The organism is Nitrospira sp. M1 (genome assembly GCF_965152605.1).
On record NZ_OZ224217.1, the window covers coordinates 3,153,854 to 3,173,337 of the forward strand.

Here is a 19,484-nt window from a genome sequence, read left to right on the forward strand (position 1 = left end):
ACTACTACTGTTTCCACAGATGCAATAAGGCACTTAATACAAAAATCGGCCAACTGGCGGTGGAACGTGATATTTGAGAAGATGCCTCCGTCCAATTGGAGCGAGGAGGCGTCAGAAAATATTAGAGCCGTCCATCGAGAATCTGAGCATCACGGCGCATTGTCGAATGCTCAGCCTCAGCCGCTCAGGCTGGGTATTATAACCCAAAAGAAGAGCCACCGCTCAACCGAAACTGATGCGTCTGATCAATGAGCAATTTGGGGCTACGCCAGATTACGGCTCCCGCGAGAGGGCGCGGCATCTGCGGCGACACTGCTATAACGTGGGCTATCGCGTGCATAGATTGATGCGAAAGATAGCGATTGAAGCGGTGTACAAAAAGCCACATACGTCTGACCTTCACCCGCTGCACAAGACCTATCTGTATTTGCTAGGCCTGCTGGATAGCACGCGGCTCAATCAGGTCTGATGCACGGATCTCACCTATATACTAGTGCGACGGGGCCTTTTGTACTTGATCGCGATCATGGACTGGTATAGTCGTAAAGTTTTGAGCTGGTGGCTGTCCAACATAAAGGACACCGAGTTTTGCCCAAAGGCACTGGAAGAAGCCCTGGCTCGCTAAGGCAAGCCAGAGATTTTCAATAACGATCAGGGTAGCCAGTCCACGAGTTTTGAGTTCACTGGCCTTTTGAAAGAATACGGAATCAAAATTTTGATGGACGGAAAAAGGCGATGGATAGATGCCGTGTTTATTGAGCAGCTCTAGCGCTCTCTGAAATTATGAATGCGTCTATCTGCATGCCTTTGAGAATGCACTGCAATTTCAGCGGCAACTCGGCAAAGGGGGAAGATCCTTACACTGAGAATCGACCACATTCAACTCTTAATGGAGAAACCCCAATCGAGGTTTATGGTGGGCGAAGTTTTGTTCCTCCGGCCTAGACTACGCCCTGCATCCCAACGAAAACATCACAGACAGGCGGCATGACACAAACTAACAACTTAGGGCTTAACCTCCCCTCAAACCTGTCCAATGAAGTAGGACTACCACTCAGGTCTTAGTTTGGTGACGCTAGCCAAGTTTAAGCAAAGGGAAATCTAATCTTAGCAAGGTCCCCAATATTTCTGGAGAAGTTCAAATGATTAAAGGGGTACGGCAAAGATGCAAAACAACAAGAGTTGAACAACTTTTGTTGATGATCACAATCTCAATATTACCTCTCCAAATTCATCTGCCAACAATTGGAGGAGCGAGTATTTTATTTATAATGTTTCTCATTATGGGAAGCTATCTTCTTCTAAGACGGCTCAAATTCCTTTTAATAGCACTTAGTCATCCAGTATTTTTAAGTGGATATGCACTAATTGGTGTTGGCTTGTTTATGGAATTTATAAATGGCAGCACAGGATTCTACGAAATAGCACGCATTGGATTTATGATTATAGGTGGAATTTTCGTCGCATCATTTTGCAGAGATCAGAAAGCTCTGCTTTATGGAATTTATGGATTTCTTTTCTCGAGTATCTGGCTTTCCACTCTTCTTTTTCTATCAATCTATGGTTCATTAAATATTGCCAAAGCAGAAAATTTCGATGAAGCAACTCAGCTCCGAGTTCGTATTTTCGAAGCTAGCCCCATCGCGAATGACTTAAATACAATGTCGTTCTTAACGGCACAGGGAGCAGTAATAGCTCTAGCTTTGGCGCTTACAACAAAGATTGCGTACCAACGATACGGGCTTTTAGCCGTAACCACTTTCTGCTCAATTGCAACGCTACTTCCAATGTCTAGAGGTGGGACGACAATTCTCATCATTTCGTGTGCAATTGTCGTCTATACTTATGGAGTTAAGCATCTGAACGTTCTTATCGCTATTTTTGTTTTAGCATTCGGAATGTTCATATGGGTTCCGGACGCAATATATTCTCGCTTGACATTTACAAGCACACCTGATTATGGCGAGAAGATAGAAGGGCGAGCGCGTGTGTACTCAGCAGCTATCAAACACTTGCCAGATTATATACTGACTGGTGTTGGCATCACTAATTTCTATGGTGAATGGGGAAAACAGAGCGGGTTTTTATCAAGACGCGGCTATGTTTCTGGTAGTCACAATTGTTTTGTTCAAGTAACTCTCTATTGGGGGCTTATTGGACTGGCAGCATTCCTCATGATTATTTGGCAAGCTTATAGATGTGCACCACATAAAATTCACAATGATCCATTACGTTTATGTCTCCTAGGGGCCGCAGCTTCTGTCCTACTTCTCTCCCTATGTATTCACCAACTTTTCGCAAAGGAGTTCTCCCTGATTCTCGGCATGTTAGTTGGTGCAAATATCTGGATATGGCCTCAAAGAATCTTGATTCGCAGGAATAATGTGCACGGAGCACCCTATATGTAATTTATAGTGGACCCCACTATTCAGACTGAAAGCTTCCCCATCAAGCTTACACTTACACACCTATGAACAGCCATGAATGACAATAACTTACAAAATATTTGTATGGATAACCCTTCACACAATTTATTCGATAACATAGATAATTAACATTAACTGTTTGATTTTTCTGAACTTCATGGCAATGGCAATTATTTTGCTACTCAACGCATAGATCTCATTGCCGGTGAGGTTTAATCCTGTTATAGCGAATCCAAATAAGTTCCAAACAAGAAAATACAACAAATTCCACACAGTACAATGTTAAAATGAGGAAATATATGTCCGCTTGAAGATCTGGATCCAATTGACGGTTCAATTACGAAGGGGCAATCAGAATTCAATGAGTCGACGTGTAACTAATTCGGCATAACTGCAACGGCTATAATTCCTGTTAAAAAATTATAATGAGCACGAAATTAATGAGATAAACGGCCACAGCCAACCCTTTCATGAGCTCGCTCAACTTTCTCGCCATTTAACCGATGAATGTCGAAGTAGTATTTTGTAAAATATACAGACCATCCGCCTTTATATTGGAGATTGAATATGCACTATATTCTTAGGATATTCCTGGGCTTATCTTTCCTTGTCGCATCTATGGGTTCATATGCTGAAGCTCAAACTCTTGCATTTCCGGGAGCTGAGGGGTTTGGACGGTTTGCAAAAGGTGGACGTGGTGGACGAGTTATTGAAGTGACGAACCTCAATGATTCTGGGTCTGGGAGTTTACGTGCAGCAATCGATGCCTCAGGACCACGAACTGTTGTCTTTCGCGTAGCCGGTACTATCAACCTCACAGACAGGCTTACGATACGAAATCCATTTGTTACCATTGCAGGGCAGACAGCTCCTGGCGGTGGAATTCAGTTAAAAGGTGGCGGATTAAGGATAAAAACAGGCAACGTTATTGTTCGTTATATACGCATTCGTCCTGGGCCAAGCGCTCCAAGCCCGCAAACCAGTAATGCCATTATTATATCTTCCACGGAAAGTCGCAATATTATCATAGATCATGTCTCGATGAGTTGGGCCGTCGACCAAGTTAACGCCGTCTATGGCGGTGGTGGCTCCTCAGATATTACGATCCAATGGAGTTTTATTACCGAATCACTCAACTGTGCACAGCCGTCTCATCCAGAAGGATGTCACGGCAAAGGTTCGCTTCTTGGAGGTGGGATGACTAGGTTATCGTATCATCATAATCTTCTGGCACATCATCCAGATCGAAACCCGTTACTTCAGAGCGGAGAGAGTGACATAGTCAATAATGTTATCTACTATAATGGCAATATTGGTATGACGTTGTATCCCGTAGAAGGTAGAATAAATACCAATTTAGTTGCTAACCGATTTATCCTACACTCAACTCCTGTAAGCCTTAAAGCGCCTATACGGTTAATGGGTGGGCAAAGGTACAACTCAGGATCAGGAGTTTATTTAAAAGGCAATATTCACCCAGACAAGCGACCGAACAACTCCCTACCAGAAGACGATGCCATTCGCCGTACCTCGGGATCACCGGATTTCCCTATTACTGGATCCAGATACAGCTATCCCAACATATCGACAACTGATGCATATAAAGCTGAGGTTGACGTCTTAGCTTTAGCAGGAGCAACTCTTCCAGTACGAGACGGTGTCGATAAACGCATCGTTAGTGAAGTCAAGAACAAGACGGGGAAAATCATTGATAGCCCCTCTCAGGTTGGAGGCTATCCAATCCTCTTGACCGGCTCTCCACCTACCGATTCTGATCACGATGGAATGCCAAATAGCTGGGAAGTTGCACATGGATTCAATCCAAACGACGACTCAGATGGAACACAAGATGCTGACAGTGATGGATACACCAACCTGGAAGAATTCCTGAATAAAACTTCTCCAGGGTCTGGATCTAACTCTCCACCAGATGCCCCCGAAAACCTCAGGATAACAGCTGTCAACTAATCCTCACACAAAGTCTCTTTGATGAGAGGAAAATCAGAAGTCAACTGGCGTCATCAACTTGTCTTTGCGTTCTTTGTCTGGACAAAGACCGTAACTGGAGGGTTTCTGATTTTTTGAACGGCTTTATACAGGCATGCCCGGCCAAAGCATAACGATGACTGCTTTTGCCGCTCAAATTGCTTGCGAGTTGCATTAATCTCCGATGAATAATGTGGAAAGGTTTTTTCTAATGCCATAAGCTGAGTTATATGCACATTATGATAATAGGGGCTAGCAATGGAGCCAGACGTATCATAAAGGGACCAATATCCAGCATTGTATTGTGGTAAGTATTTGATAAGCGCCACGACGCTAGCGTTGAGTTTCCGTTGATCATCAACATTTTCAGCAAGAATTAACCAATCATGCAATCCAAACAAGGCGCTTATCCAGCCATTGAGCACCGTATTGGGAATTTGCCGTGGATATTCCTCAAGAATTAATCCCTCAGGGACTATTCGACACACGCCCCCATCTGTCATTGATGTAAGCATGAATTGAACGCCACGGTGAGCAGCCGCTTTATACGCATTATCCGACGTTTCTGCAAATGCACGCACAAGGACTGAAATAGCCTGCCCCTGTGCCAACGCAGAATAAGGGACCGTATACACAGCCTTTTCCATTGACTTAAGTTTCCAAGAACCCTGTACTTCCTGCGCTACGACAAACCACTGAGCAAGCTGCAGAAACAATTCTCTATGTGTTTCTTCCTTTTTTAAACTTCGTAACCAACAACTCCAATGCCCAAGAGCTTTTTGTGCCAGAAGAATTGGGTGGTAAAAGGGTGTTCCATTGGGTTCCTGAACAAGGGGAATTTGCTGTTGGTCAACAAGACCATTCCACTCGACCTTTGATGAATAATTGCGATAATAATCTTGTAACTCCCTTGGGTCAAAATTCTCACCTATACCATAAGCCGCATGCCAATAACTGCCACCGCTCAACATCTGAACCCAGTTTGTAAATAAGGTTTTATAAAAAACAACTTGCATGGGAATTTATCTAATTATGCTACACACACTAGTAACCGCCTGACCATTCTTCGTGCGATGAATATTTGGCTTGCTTCTAGGCATTTTAAGTTAAGGGGGCAACCCTACAACACCTCACGCAAGACAGCATCCAATTTTTTGGAAATATACGTCCACTGATATAATTCAGACTCTATGGGGCGAGAGGACGAACACGACATCGCTTCAGTAATGAAAGATGCCATGCCAGCCACATTATCCCCAGAAAAACTTTGGCCCATTTCTTTTGTGTGGAGAATAGTTTCGACGTCACTTCCTTGTGGTGCAATAGACAAAACTCGTGTCCGAAGTCCTACAGCTTCAAAAATTTTACTTGTCACGATGCCTTTATCCGCACTCGTCGAATCTTTTGCAATCGACGTGATCACTACGGCAAGATTGGCGCCACATATTGCAGAGAGCGCTTCCGCTCTAGGAACAACCCCATGAAATACGACTCGAGGTAGCACACCAAACCTGATCGCTTCCTCTCGAACATGTTCCTCTGATAAACCATAATAATGAAAGAACCAAGGATGAGTTGTCTCGTCAATCATTTCCTTGAGAAGGCTGAATGCGGCCATGACAGGAGACACCGAACGTTTTGTCCTATAAAACACTCCCGTATAGACAATAGCGAAATGCCCAAAATCGTATGGTTTTACATTTTGTAACTCATCGGGGTCATACCCATTTGTAATCACATGTAACTTCGAACCGACCCTAAAGTTCCTGTCGAGAACTTCCCCCCAAGACTTCGAAACAATTGTCACAGCCGAACACTTCTTAAGCAATCGAGCCTCTTCTCGAATAGTGGCTAATCGAGGAGGGTACGCAGCATGCGGATTATCAGTCCATGGATCACGATAATCTAAGACAAACGGTCGATTAATTTTTTTGGCCAAACGCTCGGCTAGCCGAAATGCGGAAAAAGGCTTTCCGGTTACTAAGATTACATCGACATCTTTTGACGTCAAATGCGAACAGGCTTGCGCTGCGGCCTGATTCCATCCAATAGCAGGATCTATTCCAAGTCGACGTGAAAATTTTCTGAAAATTCCTCCAGCAAGCCAACTAAGCTTTTGATTGGCACACTTCATTTCATTTGTTGAAAGAAAACGCCATCGATGTCCGGTAGTAATACGAGTAATTTTTTCTTCCTGCAGTTTCGTATCGATAGCACTCGAACTATCAACTCGTTTCCAAAAAGACTCATGTGGAGTGACAACTGTAACATCCCATCCACACCGTGAAAGATATTTGGCAATTGCCCAAGTTCGAACACATCCAGGTGCGTTACGAGGAAGGAAAGGCCACGCGAGAAATAGGAGTTTAGGTTGTTGATTTCTACTCATTACTCTTTGCCGCTAGACCGTCACACAGTCATTGGGTAGATAAATATTCCATAAAACGATCGGCAATATTCGATCGATCAAAATGTTGGACTGCTGCTCGCTGCCCATTCTTTCCCAATTCCTGACAGAGGTCAGGATGTTCATATAATTTTACAATCGATCGAACGAGTTCGGCTTGATCCCCTGGTTCTACCACTATTCCGGCTTGATGCTCTTTTACAATCTCTGCAGCTTCACCACTAGCCACCAATATAACAGGCCGACCACTGGCCATGGCTTCATATAATTTTGAAGGAACGGCCCCGGAAATGTGCATCTTTAAGGGAACAATAATAGCATCACTTGAAGTGAGAACCATGGGAATCTTCTCAGATGGTTGAGGGTTCGCAAAAAGTATATTCGTAAGATGACGCTGCTCAGCAATGTCTACAAGTTTCTGCTTTTCTGGGCCATCACCAATAAGATGAAATACGATGTTTTCGTTTGACCGAAGAGCGTCTGCCGCATGTATAAGTTGCTCTAATCCTTGCGCAAGGCCATGAAGGCCAGCGTACGTTACGGAAAACTTGTCAGATCTCTTCCTTGTGGAGCTAAGAGTTTCGGCATTCAAACTTTGATAAAACAATTTGGTATCTACTCCATTGGAAAGATGATACACGTGGCGATCAGGAAAACGATGCGCGATTGACGCAAGGATACCTTTTGACTGCCCAGTGATAAGCCAGGCATGGCGATAACACAATGCTTCTAACCTGGCACTTAGCCGGTGGGCTAATCCACTCGCTTGCAAAACGCCTAATTGCACAGCACTTTCTGGCCAGAGATCAGAAACATTAAAGATCAACCGTGCACTTTTTATTCGACTTAACCATATTCCAGAGAGGCCTAAGAAAAGCGGAGGGCTTTCAACAAGCAAGTAGTCCATAGGTCTAACACAAAAACTTCCAATTGTTACAGAGGACAGTACAAATGAAAAGTAGTTCGTTAATCTTGGCAAAAAACCGGTTTTATTCGTTGGAAAAATAAATGTGCGGATGATAGTCATCCCTTCTAAAGACTCTCGACGAAATACACCGCCATACCCTGCATGAATTTTCCCTGTGGGATAGTTAGGCATCGCCGTCAGAATGGTTACGGAGTGACCACGTCGAACAAAATGCGCAGCTAACTCTGAAAGTCGTTTTTGAGGGGCACCTATTTCGGGCGGGTAGTACTGTGATAAAACGCCAATATGCACAATGTTGCACTATACTCAGATCAAGTAACTAACCTGGAAAGTTCATTGCAAAAACATTACTTCGTAACAATATACGAGGCTTTTTCCGGTCATAGTTTAGAGTTGACACAGACTCGAACCTGCAAGTTCTCTACGGTCATACTTAGGGGGCCGACTCTTTGACAGGCACCATAGTGTTGCCACCGAATACACACCAAACGAGAAAATCATTTTCCTTGCTGATCGTATCCCCAGCTATACCATCATTTTGAAACACATCCCATACGCCTCCAGGCCCATCGGCATCTGCTTTCGCAAACCAATAAAATGCAAGTTCAACATTTCTTGGTGAGAGGTAAGACTTTACGCTCTTGAACGGATGACCAATCGGGAAATCAGGATTACCATTTGGATTATTCGGATCCATGAGACTCGATAATTCAGCAAACGTCGGTATACGCCACCCTTTCCGTCCACCTACGACTTTTTGGGAACAGTAGGATACGGCAGAAGACCAATTTCTTCTCTCTGGATCAGGGGAACGTTCCCACACAATGCCACCTTTTTTGTCAAAAACAGCCTTGCCGGCAAGGACAAGTGCAAACCGACCCTTCCCTGCTCTCCGTATCTTAGACGAGTCGCCGAATGATCGAAGTTCATACCCATTAATTCTCGGCCGTGTGGGATACTTCTTCGTGTTGTCGGTAGATGGAATCTCAACCGTTCTCTCCTGGACTAGCGCATCAGATGACCAACCTACACCTCCGACCACAATGCTGAGTATCAAAAGTATAACCCCAAGACTCACTGCTTGCCTTGTTCTACTCTGACTCACCATGTAGATTTTCATGAAACCCTCTCGATACTTGGGTATTTATGTACACCACAGCTAGAAAAAGAGCTCACCATACATACAAAACGACAAACTTTTATTATGGACTACTGTTATTCCTGAAATAATCGATAGACGCGGTGAAGGCTGGGGACTGGGTCGGATTACTTGCATGATTCCCGGCAAAAAACCCGACTTCGTCTACCACGATGGTACGTGAGAAGGAAGTTGCTGTCGTCCAGCTTTGTCCATCATCTGAATAGTCAAGCGTCCACAGATTTGCACTTCGGTTGACCCGAAGATAGATGGAGGCAGCCAGAGCCACGGTCGCATTGGCTTTGACAGAAGGGCTCCCCCCATTTGTGATAGTTGCGGCAAAAATCTTGACGTTCGCCCCATCGTGATGCACTTCATAACGAATCAATGTCTCGTCAGCCTCTTGCACCACCAAGCCTTGGATCTGATATTTCAACATCACATCAGTATCAAATTTGGCTTCTATTTCAAAATCCGTGTCACTCGCCCCTTGCAAGAGCCGAGGAGCAAACATTTGCCCAGGCCAAAGATTGTGAGAACTTCCTCCTGGAACCGCGATCTCTAAATGGGTTCCAGTTGCCAAATACGATGAATCATCAGACAATGGAACTCCAGCTAGGGGATCAAAGAAACGCCAAAACGGATTGAGGGTAGTTGATGTGAACTCATCCGACTGAATCGATGTAGTCGCACCCACCGTGATCGTTACCTCATCAAACGTACTCAAGGCCGTATCGTCTGCCGTCAAGCGCAGCACATACACACCTTCTGCAGTGAAGCTGGCTGTCGTGTCCACAGCCGCCGCGTTCCCAAAGGTCACCGTTCCTGGCCCACTCGTCATACTCCACACCGTATTCACCGTCGGGGGCGTCGGTAACCCATCATCTGTCACCGTCCCATCTAAATTGGCTCCACTCTGCAAGGTCACCGCCTGATCCGCCCCCGCCGCAACCGTCGGGGCTTGGTTCGTCGCTGCCACCGTGATCGTTACCTCATCAAACGTGCTCAAGGCCGTATCGTCTGCCGTCAAGCGCAGCACATACACACCTTCTGCAGTGAAGCTGGCTGTCGTGTCCACAGCCGCCGCGTTCCCAAAGGTCACCGTTCCTGGCCCACTCGTCATACTCCACACCGTATTCACCGTCGGGGGCGTCGGTAACCCATCATCTGTCACCGTCCCATCTAAATTGGCTCCACTCTGCAAGGTCACCGCCTGATCCGCCCCCGCCGCAACCGTCGGGGCTTGGTTCGTCGCTGCCACCGTGATCGTTACCTCATCAAACGTGCTCAAGGCCGTATCGTCTGCCGTCAAGCGCAGCACATACACACCTTCTGCAGTGAAGCTGGCTGTCGTGTCCACAGCCGCCGCGTTCCCAAAGGTCACCGTTCCTGGCCCACTCGTTATACTCCACACCGTATTCACCGTCGGGGGCGTCGGTAACCCATCATCTGTCACCGTCCCATCTAAATTGGCTCCACTCTGCAAGGTCACCGCCTGATCTGCCCCCGCCGCAACCGTCGGGGCTTGGTTCGTCGCTGCCACCGTGATCGTTACCTCATCAAACGTGCTCAAGGCCGTATCGTCTGCCGTCAAGCGCAGCACATACACACCTTCTGCAGTGAAGCTGGCTGTCGTGTCCACAGCCGCCGCGTTCCCAAAGGTCACCGTTCCTGGCCCACTCGTCAGACTCCACACCGTATTCACCATCGGGGGCGTCGGTAACCCATCATCTGTCACTGTCCCATTTAAATTGGCTCCACTCTGCAAGGTCACCGCCTGATCCGCCCCCGCCGCAACCGTCGGGGCTTGGTTCGTAGTCGAGGCAGTATTTCTGAAATAATCGACAGAAGCCGTAAAAGCTGGGGACTGCGAATGGTCATCATGATCGTTTCCAGCAAAAATTCCCACTTGCTTAACTATTAGGTTATGTACAAAAGAAGTGGCAGTCATCCACGTTTGTCCATTGTCCGAATAGTCAAGTGTCCAAAGGTCACCGGTCCGGTTAATCCGGAGAAAAAATGGGGCCGTTAGAGTTACCGCAGTATTGACTTTGACTGAAGCTCCTCCTCCCCCCGTGATCGCCGCCGCGAAAATATTGACATTGTTTCCATCATGATACACATCATACCGAATGAGCGTCTGATCTGTCTCCTGCACCACAAGCCCCTGTAGTTGGAATTTGTCAGTCGGCATAGAATCAAATTTTGCCTCAATCTCAAAATCCGTATTGATCGTATCTTGCAACAGTCGCGGAGCAAATAGATGAGGAGGGAACAGATCATGAGAAGCACCGCCTGGAACTGCAAGATTGAATGTCGTTCCGGTCAGATTAAACGAGGAATCATCTGATGCTGGCGCAGCGCCGGCCAATGGATCAAAGAAGGTCCAGAACGAATTTAAGGTCGTCGAGGAGAATTCGTCAGATTGAATTTCCGTTCCTACGGTGATATTTGCTTGTGCCTCATTAGAAAAATCCCCCTGAATATCAGCCACGGCATAGGTAAACGAATCCGAACCTGTAAATCCAGAATTGGGGGTATAGGTAATTTCTCCCGTTGTTGCGTTCACCAGAGTTGACCCGTTTGTGGGACCACCGGTTATTGTCAGCGAGGAAGGATCAAGTGACTGCCCATTGGCATCATCGTTGTTTAGGACATTGATAATCACTGGAACATCAATCACCGTTCCACTTGAATCATCAAATGCGGCTGGCGTATTCCCAATGGGAATAACGTTTGTAGGTCCAAATGTTACATCAGCTTTATGTGCTAGCAAGAGAAGAGACCCAACGGGTTGTGGAGGGTTATTCAGTACCTGAATAAGAGACCCGGAACTCTCTGGCTGGCCAACTTCCCAAACCTTTAGCGTGTAAAGAACCCCACTGGTCAGGGCTTGCGTGCGGGATCGAAAGCTATAGGTCTTCCCCGGACTCAGCGTAAACCCGCTGTTATCAACCTTTAGACGGACCTCACTATTATTTATCCAGTTTGAGATTTCAAGGCGTGGGGGGTTGGGGACGCGCAATCGGTACCAGGAAATAGCCCCTAATGGTGCACCAACTAGAGGTTGACCACTTGGGCCTGTTGGTGGATCACTAGTATGACCTGTCCACCCATGAACGAATCCAAATGCCGCTGAGCTCGAACTTGTAACGGTATTGAAGGTCACACGGGTTTCGACTTCATAATTTTCCCAGCTCGACATATCTCCTATGGCAAGAAGACGATCCCATCCCGGCTCTACAATACGAACGGCATCTGTTTCCACTACATCGATACTCCACTTTCCGTCAACAACCTGAGCAAAGTTTAAGATTTCGCTTGTCGCCGATACCTCAGTCCAATCAATCGAATACGGTAGTGGCCAAAGAGTTCCAGGAGTATAATTGACAAATACCGTCTTGGTAGCCACCTCTGATGCCTGGTCTGAAGCAACAAATTCAACCGAGTTATTTCCAGATAGAAGCTCATCAGCATCGATATCAACGTTAAAATCTCCAACGTGTTCGAGACGTAGCCCGTCACGGCCGACTGTCAGCGGCACGGTAGGTCCACCATTCAGTGAATACGTCAATGAAATCGATGAAGTAGGACCATTGGGATCAGAAACGTTTCCGACAATGTTCACCCACTCTTGAGGCCTGCCGACTTGCCCAAACCCCTGATCGGTGGAATACCAAACATCAATAATTGGCGCAGTGCTACTCATAACAGTCACCATGACAGTTACCGTCCCCACATTCGACGTATCACCCTGGGTATCGTCCACTGTATAGGTAAAAGTGTCAGTTCCGCCAAATCCCATATCAGGCGTATAGGTAATAGTTCCTGTCGTCGCATTCACAACGACGGTCCCGTTCGGGGGATCACTCGCCACTACTGTCGTGACGTCAATTGTCTGCCCATTCGCATCGTCATTGGCTAATACTGCGAAGTTCTGCACCGGCGTATTTTGCGGGGTACTCACGGCATCATTCATCGCAATCGGAGCGGCCGCGTTACTGCTCACCGTCACTGTCACCGTGGCTGTATTCGAGGTATCGCCCTCGGTATCGTCCACCATATAGGTAAAAGTATCGGTCCCGCCAAATCCGACATCAGGGGTATAGGTAATAGTTCCCGTCATCGCATTCACGATGACAGTCCCATTCGAAGGATCACTCGCCACGACCGTCGCTATGTCAATTGTCTGCCCGTTCGCATTGTCATTGGCTAATACTGCGAAGTTCTGCACCGGCGTACCCTGCGGAGTACTCACGGCATCGTTTACCGCAATCGGAGCAGCCGCGCTACTATTCACCGTCACTGTCACCGTGGCTGTATTCGAGGTATTCCCTTCAGTGTCGTCCACCGTATAGGTAAAGGTATCCAGACCACTATAGCTCGAATCGGGAGTATAGGTTATTAAGCCCGTCGTGGCATTCACGACGACAGTCCCATTCGAAGAATCACTCGCCACCACTGTCGTAACGTTAATTGTCTGGCCATTGGCATTGTCATTAGCCAACACATCGAAATTCTCCACCGGCGTATCCTGCGGAGTAGTGACGGCATCATCAACAGCTACTGGGGAGGTCAAACTGGTATTCCTAAAATAATCGATAGAGGCAGTGAAGGCTGGGGACTGAGTCGGATTACTTGCATGATTCCCGGCAAAGAGCCCAACTTCGTTGACCACAATATTCCGCGTGAAAGACGTCGCCGTCGTCCAGCTATGTCCATCATCTGAGTAGTCAAGCGTCCACAGGCTGCCACTTCGGTTGACTCGTAGATAGATGGAGGCAGCCAAGGTCACGGTCGCATTGGCCTTGACAGAAGGACTCCCCCCGTTCATGATAGTCGCGGCAAAAACCTTTATATTCGCACCATCATGATGCACTTCATAACGAATTAACGTATCATCAGCCTCTTGCACCACCAATCCTTGGATCTGATACTTCAGCATCACGTCAGTATCAAATTTAGCTTCCACCTCAAAATCTTCATCACCGGCTGGCTGTAACAGACGCGGAGCCCACATTTGCGAAGGCCAAAGATTATGAGAGGCACCACCCGGAACCACAATTTCTAGGTTAGTTCCTGTATGATTCAATAATGAATCATCTGAGGTATCCCCACCAGCTAACGGATCATAAAATCGCCAGAACGAGTTCAGTGTCGGCGACGTAAATTCATCTGAGAGAATCTCAGTGGCAGCCGTTCCAGGTATAGATGGGAGTAAGAGTAAACAACTAAAAAATGTGAAAACTCCACCCCAAAATAAACAACCCCGATCATGAGTCCTATACATCAAACGTATACTCCATGGAGCGGCCTAATACCAACACACATCAATTGTCTCCGTAGTTGAACTCTATAGGATGAAAACTCTAAAAAACAACCAATCGACTAGGGAAACAGTGAGACTAAAGAAGTCAAAGTTTCTTTTGTGCCCGCATTTACTCAAGCTTGCCTGAATAATAGTGAGTGTATTTCATAAAATCATACAAATAACTACGTAGTTACAACTTTTACTTCGAAAGCAAAATTGGACTATCAATGGTTGTTTTGCCGACAATCCATCTATATCTATTTCTCAATGGAAACAGGGTCTTATACAATAATACTGTAGACCACTCGGTTGTGAACCAAGAGTGTAGCTGGGATAAAGGAACCTGAGGGGGTAGGAACAGATTCGAGACCCTGTTCGGAGTCAAGGCCACGTCCGCTAAAAATGTTGTAAGTGATAATAGATGGTAAGCGAATTAACGGATACTGGCAAGTGTATTCAACAGCAAAAGCTTAGGCCGTGGTCAATCTAATTTGCTGCGGCATGGTGATTGACCGGCCAAACCCGTTAAAGCAAACAGTCGTCATGACTATTACGTCCATCCCCCTGGGCTTTCTGCTTCTGGTCTTAATCCTGAATTGAGATAACCACTATGTTTCGCTTGGAGGGTACCGACCTTTAGGGCCTGCGTCTCTCCTCGGCATCTGGTCAACCAACCTACAACACCGTGGCTGTCATGATAGCTAGAGCTTATGCTTTGTCATTGCACAGGTCTCAAATGTACAGGCGTCAAATCGACTTCTTCGCGAGGCAACCATGCTATAGACTTTAGGCCCAAACGTAGAGGCCAGGGGAAGATAGAAGAGCGGAAGCAACACCCAGAAGAGTGGCACAACCTTGGCTAATTCCTTAAATGCAAAAAACCCTTTACACAATGAACCATCCGGCATCACGACGTACATTTCGCGTAAAAATTCAGACAATGGGATATCGAGATGCGTTTCCTCACGTAGAGCCTCCCAACGCTCTAATACATTCGAATAGCGTATATGCTCAAACCAATCACCATATTGAAGAATGGTCATTGAACGAATACAGAGTGGACATTGTCCATCATACAAGACCTCAAGCTTTCCCTGTTTGGCAAAAAATAGAGACGATAATTTGGTAACCGCAGCTTTCCAATCGATAAAGACGCCATACATCCCCATCCATGTAAAAAATGGCGCTCGCATGGTTAAATACACAACCACATGAAACGTGAATCCCAGAGGAATATACACCCACCTCAACAACGGAAAAATAACAATAAGAAAGAACGTTCCTTGAAATACCATTGCGGTCCATTGTGACAACCACGCGAGCCAATGATGATCCGCAAACCATAAAGCCAAGGGACTACCCCATCGAAGACCATCACGCGCCAAATAAAATTGCAACGTGAACCCATTGGCCCACTCAAACCCGGAATACCGCATTTTACTCAGAAATCCTGAGAAATAGCATAAAGCAAAAATCCATTGCATCAACACAATAGGCCATCGCGCAAATTCACTCACCTCTTCCAACACATTACCCGGGACAAGCTTTCGTTGACTTGCGGAAGTCTTCAGGCGGCGCCAGAGATCATCGACAGATAAGACGCGGCCGCAAGGACTCAGCGTGAGAATTGCCAGAGCAATCATCATTATCGCTTGAACATGGTGAAATTCGCCAAAGGCATAGTGAAATGACCGCATGAATACGTGGCCAACAACGAAGACCACAAGACTGAGGTTCGTGAAAAGCCCGAGAAACGCTGCCACACCAGCAATACATGTCGTCACAAATATTACGGTAAGGGCAAACTCGGAAGGTAAACACGGCTGGTCAAAAGGAAGAGTCAATAATTTATAGACTAACGACGGCGAGTATCGGGTTTGAGCCAGCACCGGGGCATTCTCTGCTGTAAACATGAGTTTCGTGTAAAATTCTCGCCCCACAGTCAAGCACAACTCAAGCCCAACAAGAAGTACACGGCAACAGGCAAGATTAAAAAGAGAAGCGGGTGTAAACCAATAGGTTTTCCAAACGGCCCATATGCTCATTCATGACCTGCTAACGAATGCATGTTAATATCGATAAAGACCTGAATCGGCTCATCTGTAATCCCGAAACGAGAAATTCGTACAGGCTTTGCTTGTATACGAAACACCTCATACTCCATCGCTTTCAACTGCTCAACATAGTGGTGAATGGATGGATCATGCAGATTGCTTCGAAGACGAGGCACAAACCAATCATTAAATTTAAAAAAACTCAACCCAAGTTCCTCCGGTGGAATATTTCGCTGCTGTCCATCGTAGGTGAGTCCCACTAACTCTAAATTTTCATTAACGAGTTCATTTTCATGGCGAACCTTGCTGTACATTGGGTAGTCCATAAACGGCCAGTAATAGGTCGGGACTGGGAGAAGAATGACCGCCACTTGGGATACCAGAAAGATGAGAATGATGAGAGAAATCAGCGGAAAACACAGAGAATGCGGTATGCCTCGAAGATTTTCCATAACGGCGTTACCTAGACGAATCTCTCAGGGAAACTCCTCTGCCACAGGGCAAGGAGAGGTGTGCGTGACTTACGTGTATCAGTATGATGTAAGGAAATCTTAGGAGCAAGCACGGACAATGCGTCTCGCTTACGCCAACCAGCCTTGAGTCTGGTACCACTGAAATATTTTTTCGACTTCAGCTTCAAACGTTAACCGAGGACGGAACCCCAATTCTTTTTTGGCCTTTGAGGTGTCAAACGAACGTGTTTTGGTAAAAAAATCTACTCGCCGCCTATGCAATATCGGCTCAATACCAATTGGCTTACAGATAGACTCGGTGAGTGAACCAAGGAGCTGAATGGGTAAGGCAGGCACTTTGAATGGCCATGGCTTCACACCCGCAACGCGACTAATCGTCACAACTAACTCAGAAATAGAAACTGGCCGCTCTCCTGCAAAAATGTAGGTCTGCCCCTTGGCTGCTTCATTTTCAGCCGCTAAGAGAAACCCATCAACTAAATCATTCACGTCAACCCAATGCGTCAGTGTTTTGCCATTTCCAATAATTGGAAACCGTCGATGTGCGACCCCTTTATAGAGTTTTAACGTTCGCGTATCTCCCTGTCCCCAAATCATGGCAGGCCGCACAATCGTCCCAACAACACGGCCAGAGGCAAACCGTTCACGAGCTAGTTTTTCGCCTTCGCATTTCGTTAACTGATATATATCTCCTGGACGGTAGTCTTCGTCTTCTGCTGCAGGAGGCTGTGGGATATGACTATGCACTCCCACCGTACTGCAGTGGAGAACCCGTTGCACGGACGCATGTTCTGCGGCATCAAGAACGTTTCGGGTTCCTTCGACGTTTATATCGTAATAGATACGATCCCCGTGTTTTGCCGAACGAAAGAGCGCCGCAATATGAAAGATATATTCCATAGACTTGACCGCATCATGCACCGCCGCTTGATCAGTAATATCTCCATAGATCACTTCAGCTCCGAGCGACTGCAGACCGTCGACGACCGTCTGATCACTGCTTTTTCGCACAAGTACACGAACACACGCTCCATCATTCACCAGCCGGCGTGTTAAATGCCCGCCCACAAAACCGGTTGCGCCAGTGACCAGTACCCGTTTCCCAACAAGAGAGTTCAGATTCACCATACTGTTATCTCGTTAGCGTTTCTTTGCACGCACATGAAAACGTTGCATAAGACAATCCACAGAAAAACTTGGACTACGCTCCTTGAGCGCCTGAGAAGTTTCATCATCCATGACTTACAGCCCATTCTCTATCATGGTGCCATCGTTTCACATCACCTCCTGCAGGTGACGAATATGACTTCGCAATGCCAAGGGAAAGCAGCAAGGAATCGAGAGTAGCGACGAACAGTATACAATCAGCCCAATTCAACAATAAGGCAATGCATCCCTCATGATACTAGCACAAGCACGAACAAGAATCTTCTTTGGGCCACTCAGCAGACGAGCACACCAGGTGCCCTTATGGTGTCGACAGGTAGGTACACACGTTAGCGGCAACAAGACGAGCGGCAAGATCATGGCCTTTTTCATTCCAATGTCCTGCGCCCATTCGATAGTTTGGAAAACCATGCAGATATTCCTGCTGTTCATCAGCATATTGTTGAAAAGCATACACAAGAGGGATAACCGGCACATGCAGGCTTTCACCAAGTTTCATGATTCGTTGTTCTGGATAATCTAATGTTTCAACGCCAAGACGCTGTCGCAGAGCTTGTCGCTGAATAGGGTCAACTTGACTGGGGTTAGTGACTAGCATCCAGTATGGCTGAGCATGATGCTCCAGGATCTCTTGATTGAGTAAACCAAGAATATCTTCCGTCAACCTCCAGGCGTCCTTATGCACAGGAAGACTGGGGGGAGCGTAGACCCACTCCGACAAACCGGTCTCCTTAAACGCATAATCGGTATTATGTTGAACGCGCCAGTTGTTCAACACACGGGAAGCCTGATTGAGCATTTCAAGGGTGCGAGAATACTGCACCCCAACGAGCAGCATCCGATCCTTAAATGAATCGAATGTCCATTGCGAAAATGACGTATCCAACGTCAATTCACCATTCTTCCTATAATAAAATGGACGCCGGATATCGGGACAGTGGCCACCTTCACAGGTATTAATCTTTGGAAAATTATCCACTAAATCGTTGCCATGGAAAAAGGCCGTCAGCACCATATCCGGACTGTACGGCCACACATGATGCTTCAGCGTGAGAAGCTCATCGGTCGTGGAGTAGCCGCCTTGCCCAAATCCCAATGTCTCAATTTTTTGGTACGGATGCGTATCACAGGCTTGCAGATAAACTTCCAACCGCCGGACAAATGAATCCTCAAGCGCAACCTGACGTGCTTCCATATACGAATCGCCCAACACGGCAATCCGATAAACACCAGGCTTCTTTTCCACAATATGCTCACGATCTCGAAAGCCGGCGGAATTGATTCGAATATATGCCGCTCCTTCAGAGCGATACCATCCTTCTTTTCCAGGCAATAAGCCTTTTCCACGAATTGGGTCATACATATGGAAGACAGGATAAGAAATCCCCAAAACCCTCAAGCTTGCCTCAACAAGCGTGAAAGAGACAATGCCGCACAAACACAACACGACAAAGATAATTCCTGCCTTTCGGAATGAACCCTTCCCCTTCATTATTTTCCCCTGATTCAGTAAGAACTGACGTCTATTCAGTGGTTAATCAGAGATTTCAGATGTTTGTATGAATAAATCATAGCATGAACGAAATATAACTTC

Annotated in this window: 12 protein-coding genes; 3 read left to right on the forward strand and 9 right to left on the reverse strand. The window is 46.5% G+C overall.

Annotation, left to right across the window (positions count from 1 at the left end):
- The first annotated feature begins 235 nt into the window (after positions 1-235).
- The 3 genes from ACWHX8_RS14340 to ACWHX8_RS14350 all read left to right on the forward strand — a co-directional run bounded on the left by ACWHX8_RS14340 (position 236) and on the right by ACWHX8_RS14350 (position 4,394).
- Positions 236-469, forward strand: coding sequence for a hypothetical protein (locus tag ACWHX8_RS14340; protein ID WP_447968813.1), 234 nt, complete (start codon positions 236-238; stop codon positions 467-469).
- A gap of 673 nt (positions 470-1,142) precedes the next feature.
- Positions 1,143-2,408 carry an O-antigen ligase family protein gene (locus ACWHX8_RS14345; RefSeq protein ID WP_447968814.1) on the forward strand — a complete coding sequence of 422 codons (1,266 nt, stop codon included), beginning with the start codon at positions 1,143-1,145 and terminating at the stop codon, positions 2,406-2,408.
- Positions 2,409-2,993: 585 nt separating this feature from the next.
- Positions 2,994-4,394, forward strand: coding sequence for a pectate lyase family protein (locus ACWHX8_RS14350; RefSeq protein ID WP_447968815.1), 1,401 nt, complete (start codon positions 2,994-2,996; stop codon positions 4,392-4,394).
- 53 nt (positions 4,395-4,447) lie between these two features.
- On the opposite strand, the gene ACWHX8_RS14355 is transcribed toward ACWHX8_RS14350, so the two are convergent.
- The 9 genes from ACWHX8_RS14355 to ACWHX8_RS14395 form a co-directional block, all read right to left on the reverse strand.
- Entirely contained in the window at positions 4,448-5,428 is a 981-nt protein-coding gene (locus tag ACWHX8_RS14355; RefSeq protein ID WP_447968816.1) for a D-glucuronyl C5-epimerase family protein, read from the reverse strand.
- A 104-nt stretch (positions 5,429-5,532) separates the two neighbouring features.
- Complete coding sequence (locus tag ACWHX8_RS14360; protein ID WP_447968817.1) at positions 5,533-6,801, reverse strand: glycosyltransferase; 1,269 nt, start codon at positions 6,799-6,801, stop codon at positions 5,533-5,535.
- Between the two features lie 28 nt (positions 6,802-6,829).
- Positions 6,830-8,038: a glycosyltransferase family 4 protein gene (locus ACWHX8_RS14365; RefSeq protein WP_447968818.1), complete on the reverse strand. Its 1,209-nt coding sequence runs from the start codon at positions 8,036-8,038 to the stop codon at positions 6,830-6,832.
- Positions 8,039-8,180: 142 nt separating this feature from the next.
- Positions 8,181-8,867, reverse strand: a complete 687-nt coding sequence (locus ACWHX8_RS14370; protein ID WP_447968819.1) for an Lcl C-terminal domain-containing protein — start codon at positions 8,865-8,867, stop codon at positions 8,181-8,183.
- An 82-nt stretch (positions 8,868-8,949) separates the two neighbouring features.
- Positions 8,950-14,175, reverse strand: a complete 5,226-nt coding sequence (locus ACWHX8_RS14375) for an Ig-like domain-containing protein (protein ID WP_447971919.1) — start codon at positions 14,173-14,175, stop codon at positions 8,950-8,952.
- Positions 14,176-14,897: 722 nt separating this feature from the next.
- Positions 14,898-16,241 carry a DCC1-like thiol-disulfide oxidoreductase family protein gene (locus tag ACWHX8_RS14380; protein WP_447968820.1) on the reverse strand — a complete coding sequence of 448 codons (1,344 nt, stop codon included), beginning with the start codon at positions 16,239-16,241 and terminating at the stop codon, positions 14,898-14,900.
- Entirely contained in the window at positions 16,238-16,702 is a 465-nt protein-coding gene (locus ACWHX8_RS14385; protein ID WP_447968821.1) for a hypothetical protein, read from the reverse strand. Before ACWHX8_RS14385 ends, ACWHX8_RS14380 begins: the two co-directional genes overlap by 4 nt.
- A 129-nt stretch (positions 16,703-16,831) precedes the next feature.
- A complete protein-coding gene (locus ACWHX8_RS14390; protein WP_447968822.1) occupies positions 16,832-17,851 on the reverse strand; it encodes an NAD-dependent epimerase/dehydratase family protein in 1,020 nt (339 codons plus the stop codon).
- 340 nt (positions 17,852-18,191) lie between these two features.
- Complete coding sequence (locus tag ACWHX8_RS14395) at positions 18,192-19,382, reverse strand: hypothetical protein (RefSeq protein ID WP_447968823.1); 1,191 nt, start codon at positions 19,380-19,382, stop codon at positions 18,192-18,194.
- Positions 19,383-19,484 lie beyond the last annotated feature (102 nt).